Below are 12906 nucleotides of genomic sequence, written 5' to 3'. Positions count from 1 at the left end.
GTCTATCCGTCAAAGACCTCCCAAAAAACTCGCAATCCCAATGCCCGTAACATACCATAAATACGTCGGATTGTTCCGAAATTCGGCGGTTCGGCAGGAGCTGCAAACACTTGATCCTATCCGCGATCACCAGCGTATGGTTCATTTGCTTACTGCCTACGAATTTCCGTTCGATATTACCCGTGCACTGGAGCTGGCGTTGTTTCATACCTACGCCAGTCCGAGGGTGTCGGGCCTGCTGGCGCGGACCGGCGAGTTTGAACGGCACGGTCAGAAACGCTACGACGATACGAGCCGCCTGATTTCGGAATTTATGGAATCGGGTTACGACAGCGAGAAAGGTCAGCGGGCAATAAGCCACATGAACCACATTCACAGCCATTACAAAATCGACAACTCCGACTACCTGTTTGTACTGGCCACCTTCGTTTTTTACCCCATTGACTGGATACGTCAATACGGGTGGCGTCAACTGATGGCGTCGGAAGAATTGGCACTCTTCTACTTTTTTCGGGAAGTAGGTCGACGCATGAACTTACAGGATTTACCGGATACAATGGCCGATTTACGCACAATGACGGATGCTTACGAAGATCGTTATTTTCGGTTTACAGACAGTAATCGCACTATTGCCAATGCTACCGTGAAGATTGTGCAGGGCTGGTTCCCCCGTTTTTTGCACCCCCTCGTACAGCCAGCCTTTGCCGCACTGATCAACGATAAATTACGGATGGCCTTTGGTTATGAAAAACCACCAGCCTGGTTCATAGCCCTGACAACTGGCGCGTTGTGGCTCCGAAAATGGCCCCTCCGCTGGATTACGTTCAAGCCCTACCCCACGTTGATTGCCAAAACAACATTCAGATATTATCCCGATGGCGCCCCGAGATAGAAGCCGTTGGACCAGCTGGGCTCACGGTTTCCCAACCGACCCCACCGGAAAAAACACAGTAACAGCCGGATGCATGGAATATAGCCGGTATTGCGTACCGTCGTTCACCAAAATACTACTTGATTTATCGTCGCCGAGGATTGGATTCCCTGCATATTTCGTCCAGTGAATCAGATCTGTCGATACCGCCACATTAGTTGACCATTCGTGCCAATCGGCAAAGGCTGATGCATGATAATAGGCATAATAGGCGCCTTTGTAGCGGATTATCTGGTTCATGGCTACTGCATAGCGGTCGTAAGCCGACGGTCCCTTTTCTAAGACCGGCTTGTCCTGCACATTAGTCCACACGTTTAGGTCTTTGGATGTTGCCAGCCACACAGCCTCATCGTTCCGCTCATAAAACAGATACCAGGTATCCTTTTCTTTCCAGATGGTGGGCGTTCCGTATGACCCTTTATTGAGCGGCTGGTGATTGGTATAACGAATGTCGAGCGGGCCACGCTCCTTCCAGTTGATCCGATCCGTTGAGGTAAGCAGATGCGCCACATCGTTTGCTCCCTCGGCAAACATATAATAGGTGTTTCCCGATTTAACCACACTCATATCTTCAACCCAGGTAGAGGCATGAATTGGGTTGCCTTTGTTGCGGGTCCATTTTAGGCCATCTTTTGATGTGGCATAGCCAAGTGAGCGAGTTTGGTTCTTTCCTTCCCGATAGCCAGTGTACCAAAGGTGATAAATGCCATTTTCACGAAGAATGTAGCCCCTTTCCCGAATGTTCTGATCCCAGGTATCCGAGCCCGTGCCCGTGAAAACCGGGTTTGCCGAATAGGATTGAAAAGCCGTAACCTCCGCCGGGAATTTAGGACCCAACGGTATAGTTGAGCCATTCGGGTCGGATGTTTCAATCACACCGCCAGACAGTAACCCAAAAATCAATAGGCTTAAGAGACCAGCCGTAAGCGTCGTGTTCAACATCCGACTAAATAATTGTAAATAGCTAAGCAAAAATTTTAAACACAGAGGCACAGAGATATAATAAACTGCTAATGAATTAATTAAAACTCTGTGTTCTTTGCGGTTTGCCGTTGCGGGGCCTCTGTGTTTAAAAATGTTTTTCGATTTTGCGTGATTACTTAAGCAAGCGTTTTTTGTCATGCTGACGAAGGAAGCATCTTAAAGCTCAATCATTTAGATGCTTCCTTCGTTAGCATGACAAAAAAAATAACCTAATGTGTTTTTCAGACCTACTTATGACTCCTTATTTAAACACATATGTCCCTACGGCACCGCCCGATAAAATGGCGCTGGTATGCTTGTCCTGGCTGTCAATTGTGAACCGTAATCGGGATGGACTGTCGTTCAGAACGATCAAGACAATACTGCCCTGGGGTGTTTTAAACGCGACATTCGGTAGGGATTTTGGCATATCTGATTCGATACGAACAGAACCCGGCCTTACAAACTTCGATGCAACTGCTACATTATAGTAACCCGGATTACGCTTTACGCTGCTGCCGTTAATAGTCAATGCGCCTAAACACTGATCGCAGCCACCGGGCGTATGGGGCTTCTGCTGCGGATCAGCGGCAAGGTTCCATTGCAAAACGGTGCGGCTCCAGTTTCGGGTAGCCCCAATAATAAGCTCTCGAACGTGCCAGGGTAAATCGCCTTTCAAATTACCGGGGGCACCAATCCACTGTTCGGTAAAATACAGGTTCTTATCTGGATAGGCTTTGTGTACGTCCGAGAGCGCACTGATCGAACCACCGTACAGATGAAAAGCCGATCCATCAACATAGGCTCGGGCTTCGGGGTCATTCAGGACCGATATCGGATAATCGGGGCGATCGGCGTTGTGGTCGTAGAGAATAATCTTTGTTTTAATCCCGGCCGATTTAAACGCCGGCCCAAGATTCTGTTTAATAAAGAGCGCTTGTTCGGCAGGTAACATCAACAAGCTGGGATTATTGCCCGGATGAAGCGGCTCATTCTGAATGGTAACGGCATCGATTCGAATGCCCAATTTCTGCATTCCCTGAATGTACTTGACAAAATAACGGGCATAGGTGTCGTAAAATTCGAGTTTCAGACTCCCCCCTTTCGAGTTACCGTTAGACTTCATCCAAACCGGGGGCGACCAGGGCGACCCCAAAATTTTGATGACCGGATTAATGGCCAGAATCTGTTTGAGCAGCGGAATCAACTGTTCCTGATCGGGTGCCAGGCTAAATTTGGCGAGCTTTGGGTCTGCTTCTCCCGCTGGCAGATCGTCGTACGAAAATACCCGTTCGTCGAGGTCCGATGCCCCAATGCTCAGCCGCAAATAGCTAACGCCTATCCCTTTTCCTTCAGTCGAAAATAATTCCCTGATAAGCGCAGACCGGGCGGGTGCATCCATTTTATTGATAAGCGTGGCACTACCGCCCGTCAGCGTATAGCCAAAGCCATCAATCGTCTGGTACGTTTGCGACGGGTCGACATGAATGGTTTGGGTAGAACCCGAAGCTGGTGCCTCGGTAAACTGAAGAGGGGATTGCTTCGTAAATAAAATGGACGCGCTCGGATCTGTTAGCCAAAACTCGACTTCATTTGGGCGAGTTGGTTTTTTTTCTGAAAGCCGCTGGCTGTAGCTGCCTATCGAAACCGAAGTGACTACTGCGCTTATCAAAAAACTGGTCTGCCAAAATCGTTTCATGAGGGAATTTGAATGTTAAGCGTACAAGGCAGCATTTACCCATTCTTACCCCTGCGCTAGCCTCATATTCCCTTTTCGCCGATTCAATACTACATTTTTTAACTCATAATCAATCCCCTGCACTTTCGCTATATCGCTATAATCATGCAGTATATTAAAAATATCATGGTCGATAAAAGGCGCTTTTGTACCATCAATTAAGACGGTATCGCCCGGCTGCAGCGAACCAAGGGCTTCCTTCAGCTGGGGTTTACTCAAAAAATACAGGTCTTTTTCAAATTCAATCGTCACCTTATGCCCATCGCGGGTCATTTTGAACGTGGATTGAAAGTTGGTTATCAGCACATAAACGATACCAACAACAGAACCCAGAGCAATGCCAATCAGCAAATCGGTGAAGACAATACCGGCTACTGTCACGATGAATGGTACAAACTGGCTCCATCCATCTCGATAGGTCTTTTTGAAGATGGCAGGTTTCGCTAACTTATACCCAACCATAATTAACACAGCTGCCAAACACGAAAGCGGAATATAATTTAACAGTGGTCCACCCAGAAAGACCGCTACCATCAGAAAAAAGCCGTGCAATACAGTCGAAATCCGGGTACGCGCTCCCCCATATACGTTTGCCGAGGTGCGCACAACGACCGACGTAACGGGTAATCCACCAATCAGGCCCGACAGCATGTTACCAACACCCTGCGCCACCAACTCCTGGCTTGTTGATGATATCCGTTTGCCCGAGTCGAGCCGGTCAGAAGCTTCCAGATTCAGCAGGGTTTCAAGACTGGCCACAATGGCAATTGTGGCGGCTATTCCATATACTTTAAGATTACCCAAAACACTGAAATCAGGAAAATCGAAAATCGAAAACAAACTCTTTCCTACAGCGATAGTCGGAATTTGAACCATGTGCTGGTGGGCAGTGTCGCCCAGATACCAGGATGGAACTGCCACCCGGAAAAACTCATTGAGACCAACACCTATAATCACGACAACCAGCGCAGCCGGAAAATTTTTAAAGAAAGCCCGTGTACTTCGTCCGGCAGTGCGCTCCCAGGCTATCAAAAAGACAATGGAGACGAAACTGATGATCACCGCACCAGTACTGGCCGTTTCAATGGCCCGATAAATTTCCGAAATCGTATTTTCACCATCAGCCAGTTGCTGAAACTCAAATTCGCCCTCGTAGTCATTATCGCGGCCCAACGCGTGTGGAATCTGCTTGAGAATGATAACAATACCAATGGCAACCAGCATGCCTTTGATGACGCTGTCGGGAAAGAAACTACTGAAACGCCCCGCTTTTATCAATCCAAGAATAAGCTGAATAAGGCCCGCCAATACCACCGCAACCAGAAATGCCTCGTAAGAGCCTATTTTTGTAATGGCGTCGGCAACAATTACGGCCAGTCCAGCGGCTGGCCCGCTTACACTGATTTCAGATCCCGACAATAGCCCAACCACAATGCCCCCAATCATACCGGCTACCAGTCCCGAGAACAACGGAGCACCGGAAGCCAGAGCGATACCCAGGCAGAGTGGCATGGCCACTAAAAAAACGGATAAACTTGCCGGGAAATCCTGCTTGAAGTAGCTCGATTTATACTGCGTAAGTGTTTGGAATGGACTAACTTGTTTCATAAGGAATGGTTTATTGCCAACAGTACCCTGCTCTAACGCCTGCTTACGGGTTAGCGTTGCATAAAATTAAAAAGAGATTAAAAACATAATAATACCCATCCCTTGATAACAATTTCTTTAGTCGAACGGGAGTTCATCCGTACCCACATCAGCGATGATGTTCGGTCGCTGTTGCTGCGGGCTCAGCCACACGATCTGGATATCAGGAAAGTGGCGGCACAGATTGTTGCCCGGCAAAAAGCGCAGGAAAAACTGCTGACCTGGTTTGCCAATGACGAGCTTATTTTTCCACCTGCCCTATCTGTAGAACAGGCATCGTCTGAACAAACAGCACACTACAAAGCCTCGCTGGTAAGCGGCAGACGCCTGTTTGACCTTACGGGTGGCATGGGTGTCGATACGTGGGCATTTGCCAAACGGGTGGAGCAGGTGGTGTACGTTGAGCGAAATGAAGAACTTGCTCAACTAGCCGCACACAATCTCCCGCTGTTGGGAACAAACAATGTATCGGTTAAAACCGGTGATGGGTTGGCTCTGCTTATGGCGCAGGAACCAACGGCCGATCTGGCCGACTGGATTTACCTAGACCCTCACCGGCGCGATTCCACAGGGGGGAAAGTGGTTCGATTGGAAGACTGCGAACCCGACGTGTCGCAACACGGTACACTAAAAGCGCTGTTTAGCAAAGCAAATAGAGTTTTGTTAAAGGCATCTCCGCTACTGGACATTCAGTTGGCTATCAGGCAGTTGATGGGCTTTGTTGCTTCAGTGCATGTTGTTGCCGTTCAGGGCGAGGTAAAGGAAGTTCTATTTGTTCTTGGAAACCAGGTCATTAACAAAGATGACGTACAATTTAACACTGTTAACCTAGTGAATAACATGGCTACAAGTTTAAATTTTTGTTGGGATGAAGAAGCGGCAGCAAACGTTAATGTGGGTGATCCACAGACCTATATTTACGAACCCAATGCAGCCGTCCTGAAAGCAGGGGCCTTTCGGTTGGCAGGTGCCCGGTTCGGGTTGAAAAAGTTAGCACCTCACAGCCACCTGTATACAAATGACGATATTCAGTGGGATTTTCCAGGCCGTATTTTTTCGGTTTTGCAGGTGATTAAGCCCGATGCCAAAATACTTAAAACAATAATCCCAGACCTAAAAGCGAATCTCACTGTTCGCAACTTCCCCCAAACAGTAGCGGAGTTGCGGAAAAAATTATCTTTACGTGAAGGTGGCGATATTTATATCCTGGCAACTACCTTACAAAACGGCGACAAACGCCTGTTAATCACAAAGAAAGTTAATCGGATCCATTCATAACCAAGCTGCCAGATGTTGGCAACTAAGCAAACTTGTATAAAAACATGATAACTATTTTACGTATATGTCTGGTTTATTGCTTATTATCACTCACTACGTCAACTTTTGCTCAAACAGTTTATGCTGGAGAAAGCACGATCGATAAAGCGAAATTATCCGGACTTTACTTAACGATTCAGGGAGATGGGAAGCAGATTGAAAAAGACTGGGAAACTCAACTTCAAACGTATGGCCGGTCAACTTCGTCTCGAGGTACTTACCGCGTGACGAATGCAAACATTCCGGCCATTTCGTCGGAACCAATCAATTTGGTCAGTACCGTAAAATCGTCGCGTACGTCGGCCACAATTTTTACCTCCTTCGATCTGGGTAATGGCACCTTTGTTACGCCCGGTGGCACGGGCTATGCAGCGGCCGAGGACCTTTTTAAAAGTTTTGCCAACAAAACCTTGTACGGGCAGGAAGTCAAAACGGCCGAAAGTGGTTTTGACGACGCTCAAAAGAACCACCAGAAAATGGTTCGAAATGGCGAACGACTCCAACGGGAAATAGAGCAGAACGCGAAGGAAAAAGAGAGACTTCTCAAGCGTATCGATGAGAACGCGAAAGAACTGGAGCAATTGAATAAAGATATTGCCACCAATAAGACCGACCAGGAAAAAGCCCTGATTGAACTGGATAGTCGCAAAAGCAATGTAGAAGCAGTGAAGCTTAAGAAAAGTAACTGAAAGCGAACATATGAATCTTTTGGAGTGTAAAAAATACACTCAACGCATGACTAGGAAACTTAATATTAAAAGAAATACTGAAAATTTAATACTCATTAAAAATTAAGCTTAGTTTCTACTAATCAGTTAGAAAAGAATTTCTCTGGGCAGAACCGGTGTCTTTCTTTTTCGGGGCTAGCATAACAATATGCTCAATTAGCGCGTTTGGCTACTTTAGAGGGCAGTTTACTGCGCTCGTAGGGGTTGCTCCTTATATATTCGAGTAACTCCTAGGTGTGGATAGAAAGCGGAAAGCCTGGCTACATTGTGGCCGGGCTTTTTTGTTTTGACAGTTTCAGCTACGAAAAATCATGTATATTCGTTTAGTAGAAACAGTACTAGCTGGCCCCATTTGTCTATCAATACCAATGAAACTAATTAGCGTAACTCTATCTCTTTTACTCGGCTTATCGACCCTGGTTTTTTCGCAGACCAAATCGGTGGAAAATGAAAAATTCGTTTTCCTGAATAATGGTGCCACCGTTGGCATGATCGTTAAGTCGGTTATAAAAGCGGACAAGCAACGTCTCAAACTAACTGACCAGCAACTACCGAAAGCCAAAGAAATCATCGTCAATGCCACCGTAAGCTTTAATGAGGGTGTCAAAAAACTGAAGAAAGCGGGCTTCACGAATCAAAAACTAAGAGCTCTGGCTGCGGTGGTCGAAACCGATAAAGTACTCGCTTATAAGGCCATCTTAACTCCCGAACAATACGCGGTTCTGGTTGCCAATCACAAAAAGATTTATCCAGAAAGTAAAGTCTAGCGTTAATGCACCGACTCTATGAACACCATCGCCTTACTCATCGCATCTTTATCGACACTAGTCTGGTATATCATTGACAGCCGCAAAAAGTTGACGAAATCGCCGGGCTTTTCTGAGAAGAAATTTACGTATACGGTCAATTTCATCAACGCTAAAAGCGATAAATACACCTATGATGACGTCGAAAATGAGAAATCCGCCGGGCACTCGAAAAGCCCTGTTGGCCGTCTTTACTACAGTATACCCGGCCAGACATACAGGGGTTTTATCTGGAAAGGGCGCATTTTGAAAACGGGCATACGGTGATCGATTTACCTAATTCCCCTCTTTGAAAAACACCCGCTTCACGCGCTCACTAACACCCGTTAGTATTTCGTAGGGAATGGTTCCGATTCGCTGAGCCAGTTCGGTAATTGGAAGCTCCGGGCCGAAGATAATTACCTCGTCGCCCTCGTTTGCCGATGCGTTAGTTACGTCGACCATAGTCATATCCATACACACGTTCCCCACCGTTGGGCAGCGCGTCCCGTTTACCCATACCTCGCCAACACCGTTCCCTAACCGGCGATCGTAGCCATCGGCATAACCTATAGCCAGGGTAGCGATTCGGGCATCGTGGTCGAGTACACCCCGGCGGCTGTAGCCCACCGATTCGCCCGCCTGTACAGTTTTTATCTGGCTGATAACCGTTCGTAAAGTGCCTACCGTTTGCAATGCTGCCTGATCAATCTGGCTGGCTTCAACGCCATACAGTCCAATACCCAGACGAACCATATCGAGTTTGTAATCCGGAAACCGCACAATACCCGCCGAGTTGAGCAAATGCCGAAGCGGCCGGTAGCCCAGCGCCTTTTCAAGACTAGTCGTACTTCGTATAAAAGATGCATACTGCTCTTCAGTAAACGAATTGAACTGTGCATCATCGGCACCGACCAAATGACTGAACACCGTCACTACTTTTAACGTCGGGTGCTGTTGCAAATAATCGGTAAGGGCGGGTAATTCGCTTTCCAGAAACCCCAGCCGATGCATACCCGTATCAATTTTCAGATGGAAGGCGTTCTCCGAACTGCCCCCTCCCCGCTCTTCGCTCCCTAAAAAACGGCCCCATTCGAGTAGCAGACGCATGCTGTAGATTTCGGGTTCGAGTTTATATTCCAGTAAGGTCGCAAAGGTTTCGGGGGCGGGATTCATGACCATGATGGGCAAGTCGACGCCATTCTGCCGCAACGACACGCCCTCATCGGCATAGGCTACCGCGAGGTAATCGACCCGGTGAAACTGAAGCAGTTGTGCCACTTCGGCGCTTCCGCTGCCATAGGCAAATGCTTTCACCATCACCATCAACCGGGTATCGGAAGGCTCACTGCGGGCAATACGTTCCCGGTAGTAGTTCAGGTTGTGGGTCAGGGCATCGAGGTTAATGTCAAGTACAGTACCATGAACTTTTCGCTCCAGCCGATGCACAATCCGCTCGAATGAAAACGGCCTTGCCCCTTTTACCAAAACTACGCTGTCGCGAAGGTCACCGAACGAAAAGCGGGCCAGAAACTCATCGGTAGTCGCGAAGAACAGGCTATTTGTAGTGAAGAAATGAGCGTTTCGGCTCACGACCGGGCCAATGCCAACAAACTGCTCTACCTCATTCGACCGCATTAATTCGCCAACCTGCTTATATAAATCAGCTTCGGGTTGGCCCGATTGCAATACATCGGAGAGAATTACGACCCGGCGGCTGCGAGTTCCCTGCTGGTTGAGGTAACGTAACGCCAGTTGGAGCCCGACAACATCGTTATTGTATGAATCGTCGATCAGAACACAGTTGTTGATTCCCTCTTTTTGTTCCAGCCGCATCGAAACCGGCCGCAGTCGATTCAGCCGATTTTGCAGTTCGGCTTCATCCCAGGCGCGTAACGTCAGCATCGTGACCAGGCAATGCATCAGATTCTCGACCGATGCCGGATCAGTGAAGGGAAGTATCAATGTCAGGTTAACCGCCCCGTTTTTACCCGTGAGGCTCAACTGATTTTTCTGTAATGTACCTTGATAAATCGCTTTATGACCCGTCAACGACCAGGTAATAAACCGCATATCGGGGTTTACAGCCTTGAGCAGCATGTTGACTTCTTCGTCAATATCAGTATAATCGGAGCAGTATATGAGTACACTGGCATGGATAAACAGCCTGAGCTTTTCGGCTACTTTCTGCTTACGTGTCCTGAATCCTTCGTCGTGTGCGGTGCCAATATTAGTGAAAATGCCGATGGTTGGCCGGATGATGGCCTCCAGCGACTGCATTTCCTGCGCCTTTGAAATGCCAGCCTCAAAAATACCCAGCGTATGGCTTTCTGCCAATTCATGCACCGAAAGCGGCACACCCAGTTGCGAATTATAGCTTTTGGGGCTCTTGGCCACCACAAAGCCATCGCTGGCCGAACCGCCATCAAGCAGTTGCGCCAGCCATTCTTTCACAATCGTTTTTCCATTGCTGCCGGTAATGCCAATGACTGGAATACGGAACTGCCGACGGTGTTCGGCGGCCAGCGTTTGGAGCGTTTTCAGGCTGCTGTTTACTTCGATAAACCGGGCATCGGTATAGGTTGCCAGTTCGTCGCGTCGTTCCAGCGTTAAAGCCGACCGCTCGACAACAAACTGACGTATGCCTTTGTGGTACAAGTCACCGATGAATGCATGTCCATCGTGGTGTTCACCCTGTATGGCAAAAAAAACGGCATCGGCCGAGCGGGCATCCGAAACAGTGGTCATAACCTGTCTTGAATCGGTAAACCACTGACGACCTGTCAATTGAAAATCCTTCGTTAACATAGTCTTGCTAGTCAAGCAAACGCAGGAAGCGATTACATCCAACCGCTTCGTTTAAAATAAATAATTTCACCTGTAGCAATAGCCGCCATGACAAACAGCGTCCAAAAATAGCCGGTTGGCGAACGTAATTCAGGCATATTACTAAAGTTCATGCCGTAAATACCGGCAATGAACGTGAGCGGAATAAAAATAGCCGACACAATCGTCAGCGTTTTCATTACCGAGTTCATTCGATTATTAACAATCGAATAATAGACTTCCATCAGGCCGGAAATGAGTTCCCGATAGGAATCGAGGGTTTCAATTACCTGATTGACATGGTCGGCAAGATCGTGCAGATAAGGTACTGTGCTGTGCTGGATCAGGTCTGATTCCCCGCGAAGCAATTCGCTCAGAATGTCCCGTAATGGGTAAACCGTCCGGCGAATAACTGACAGTTCGCGTTTCAGGGTATAGAGAGTTGCCAGGGTCTGTTGAGTGGCCTGTTCCTGCACAATGGACTCTTCCAGTTCGTCCATTTTTTCACCGATACGCTCCGTTATCAGGAAATAATGATCCACAACAACATCCATTAAGGCATACAGCAGATAGTCGGACCCATTACGCCGGGTTTTACCCGATGAGGCTTTTATACGGTCAATAACGGGTTCGAAAATATCTTTGGTTCGCTCTTCCTGAAACGAGATCAGGTAGTTTTTACCCAACACCAGGCTGATATGTTCAATATCAATTTCCTGCCGCTGGCGGCTGTGGTGCAACATTTTGAGGGTTACAAACACAACCGTGTCATCATACAGGTCGATTTTCGGTTTTTGCTCCGTATTCAGCACATCTTCGAGCAAAAGCGGGTGTAAATGATATTGCTGCCCCAGGGCTGCTACCACTTTTGGCTCATGGATGCCATCAACATCAACCCAATTGACATCCGACGATTCGGTTGCGGGAAGCGTGCAGGCGCTTAGTTTGCTGGTATCGTCAATATGGTAATCGGTCGGATTATAGGAAATGCGTTTAATTTTTATGGCATGCTCGATTTCCTCCCCCACATAGGTGAGTGTACCGGGCGAGGTGCCAAGCAGTTTCTCGGCCGATCGATGGTGTCGTCGTTTCGACATAATGAACGAAATGGATGCGCCGGCAGGCGGCTTACACGTTTGGGGTCAAAGATAACCTAACTACCGTTTATGGTATCGAATGTTCAAAAAATCGTGTCCTGCGACTGTCTTTGTCTGCCGTAAATAAAATCGATATTACCCGGCAAAACGGTTAAAAAGGGCGAAATACGCCTATAAATTTGATACGCTGAGAAGCCCTTCCGTGTATCTTTGCTTTGCAACCCGCTCTCCTGATAGTACTCACCCCTATAAAACCCAATCTTTTGCTCCTTATTTTTTTGTAGTTGCCTTTTTGGACAAAACGTACTGGCTCAACCGTCGACAAAACCTCATCCCTGCGTCATAATCGGCTATATAACCGGTAATGGCTGGACGAAAGAACAGATTGAAGCCCAGAAATTAACCCACATTAATTACGCTATCGGTGTTCCTGATAAGGGGGGAAATATAGCCCCCTGACGGCCAAAGATGCCGAAAATCTGTCGGCTCTTGCTTCCCTTAAATCGACCAACTAGGCTCTTAAAGTGCTGTTGTCTATTGGTGGCTGGGGTGGTTGTGAATACTTTTCTGATGCTGCCCTTACACAAACCGCTCGACGTAAATTCACCACCAGCGCAATTGAGCTGCTAAAAAAACACTGGCTCGATGGCATCGACATCGACTGGGAATACCCGGATCAGATTGGCGATGGCAATATATTCCGGCCCGGAGTCTTTTATACACAATGTAGCCTATGTAAAGTCGAAGAAACTGGCGGGTGTTATGTTCTGGGAGTACATCTATGATTTGAAACAGAAGAGTGTGCTGTTGAATACGCTGGTTACCGAGTTGAAAAAGTAATTGCTGATTTTAGAACTGGATTGAGTGTTCTATT

11 protein-coding genes and 1 pseudogene are annotated in these 12906 nt (G+C 47.6%); 7 read left to right on the top strand and 5 right to left on the bottom strand.

The genetic code is table 11. The features are described from left to right. Positions 1-40 precede the first annotated feature (40 nt). Complete coding sequence (locus CWM47_RS13455) at positions 41-892, top strand: oxygenase MpaB family protein (protein WP_240625894.1); 852 nt, start codon at positions 41-43, stop codon at positions 890-892. Positions 893-913: 21 nt separating this feature from the next. Here CWM47_RS13455 and CWM47_RS13450 read toward each other — a convergent pair whose 3' ends face one another. From CWM47_RS13450 to CWM47_RS13440, 3 genes are all read right to left on the bottom strand, one after another. Continuing rightward, positions 914-1873, bottom strand: a complete 960-nt coding sequence (locus CWM47_RS13450; protein WP_240625893.1) for a glycoside hydrolase family protein — start codon at positions 1871-1873, stop codon at positions 914-916. Positions 1874-2156: 283 nt separating this feature from the next. After that, positions 2157-3593: a glycoside hydrolase family 30 protein gene (locus CWM47_RS13445; protein ID WP_100988466.1), complete on the bottom strand. Its 1437-nt coding sequence runs from the start codon at positions 3591-3593 to the stop codon at positions 2157-2159. A gap of 45 nt (positions 3594-3638) precedes the next feature. Then, positions 3639-5240 carry a SulP family inorganic anion transporter gene (locus CWM47_RS13440; RefSeq protein ID WP_100988465.1) on the bottom strand — a complete coding sequence of 534 codons (1602 nt, stop codon included), beginning with the start codon at positions 5238-5240 and terminating at the stop codon, positions 3639-3641. Between the two features lie 102 nt (positions 5241-5342). On the opposite strand from CWM47_RS13440, the gene CWM47_RS13435 reads away from it, so the two are divergent. From CWM47_RS13435 to CWM47_RS13420, 4 genes are all read left to right on the top strand, one after another. Then, complete coding sequence (locus CWM47_RS13435) at positions 5343-6557, top strand: THUMP-like domain-containing protein (protein ID WP_100988464.1); 1215 nt, start codon at positions 5343-5345, stop codon at positions 6555-6557. A gap of 44 nt (positions 6558-6601) precedes the next feature. Then, positions 6602-7285, top strand: a complete 684-nt coding sequence (locus CWM47_RS13430; RefSeq protein ID WP_100988463.1) for a coiled-coil domain-containing protein — start codon at positions 6602-6604, stop codon at positions 7283-7285. Positions 7286-7692: 407 nt separating this feature from the next. Next, positions 7693-8091: a hypothetical protein gene (locus CWM47_RS13425; protein WP_100988462.1), complete on the top strand. Its 399-nt coding sequence runs from the start codon at positions 7693-7695 to the stop codon at positions 8089-8091. Positions 8092-8109: 18 nt separating this feature from the next. After that, positions 8110-8397 carry a hypothetical protein gene (locus CWM47_RS13420; RefSeq protein ID WP_100988461.1) on the top strand — a complete coding sequence of 96 codons (288 nt, stop codon included), beginning with the start codon at positions 8110-8112 and terminating at the stop codon, positions 8395-8397. A gap of 9 nt (positions 8398-8406) precedes the next feature. Here the strand turns inward: CWM47_RS13420 and CWM47_RS13415 are convergent, their stop codons facing one another. Beyond that, entirely contained in the window at positions 8407-10917 is a 2511-nt protein-coding gene (locus CWM47_RS13415; protein WP_100988460.1) for a bifunctional UDP-N-acetylmuramoyl-tripeptide:D-alanyl-D-alanine ligase/alanine racemase, read from the bottom strand. A 32-nt stretch (positions 10918-10949) separates the two neighbouring features. Then, positions 10950-12032: a magnesium/cobalt transporter CorA gene (gene corA, locus CWM47_RS13410; protein WP_100988459.1), complete on the bottom strand. Its 1083-nt coding sequence runs from the start codon at positions 12030-12032 to the stop codon at positions 10950-10952. A gap of 524 nt (positions 12033-12556) precedes the next feature. Between corA and CWM47_RS39195 the strand changes: the two are divergent. Next, positions 12557-12652: pseudogene (locus CWM47_RS39195) on the top strand (hypothetical protein); the annotation flags it as partial. A 25-nt stretch (positions 12653-12677) separates the two neighbouring features. Continuing rightward, the gene (locus CWM47_RS39190; protein WP_240626014.1) at positions 12678-12872 is read left to right on the top strand and encodes a hypothetical protein; all 195 of its coding nucleotides are present in this window, start codon (positions 12678-12680) and stop codon (positions 12870-12872) included. Positions 12873-12906 lie beyond the last annotated feature (34 nt).

The sequence above is a fragment of the Spirosoma pollinicola genome (genome assembly GCF_002831565.1).
In the GTDB taxonomy this organism is placed as follows: Bacteria; Bacteroidota; Bacteroidia; order Cytophagales; family Spirosomataceae; genus Spirosoma; species Spirosoma pollinicola.
The sequence above is the reverse complement of the archived record's forward strand: the minus strand, read 5'-3'. Positions and strand labels throughout refer to the sequence as shown.

Bases quoted from the DNA above. Each gene is read 5' to 3' on its own strand.
- CWM47_RS13455 (WP_240625894.1), top strand. From the start codon at position 41: ATGCCCGTAACATACCATAAATACGTCGGATTGTTCCGAAATTCGGCG.
- CWM47_RS13450 (WP_240625893.1), bottom strand. From the start codon at position 1,873: ATGTTGAACACGACGCTTACGGCTGGTCTCTTAAGCCTATTGATTTTT.
- CWM47_RS13445 (WP_100988466.1), bottom strand. From the start codon at position 3,593: ATGAAACGATTTTGGCAGACCAGTTTTTTGATAAGCGCAGTAGTCACT.
- CWM47_RS13440 (WP_100988465.1), bottom strand. From the start codon at position 5,240: ATGAAACAAGTTAGTCCATTCCAAACACTTACGCAGTATAAATCGAGC.
- CWM47_RS13430 (WP_100988463.1), top strand. From the start codon at position 6,602: ATGATAACTATTTTACGTATATGTCTGGTTTATTGCTTATTATCACTC.
- CWM47_RS13425 (WP_100988462.1), top strand. From the start codon at position 7,693: ATGAAACTAATTAGCGTAACTCTATCTCTTTTACTCGGCTTATCGACC.
- CWM47_RS13420 (WP_100988461.1), top strand. From the start codon at position 8,110: ATGAACACCATCGCCTTACTCATCGCATCTTTATCGACACTAGTCTGG.
- CWM47_RS13415 (WP_100988460.1), bottom strand. From the start codon at position 10,917: ATGTTAACGAAGGATTTTCAATTGACAGGTCGTCAGTGGTTTACCGAT.
- corA (WP_100988459.1), bottom strand. From the start codon at position 12,032: ATGTCGAAACGACGACACCATCGATCGGCCGAGAAACTGCTTGGCACC.
- CWM47_RS39190 (WP_240626014.1), top strand. From the start codon at position 12,678: ATGGCATCGACATCGACTGGGAATACCCGGATCAGATTGGCGATGGCA.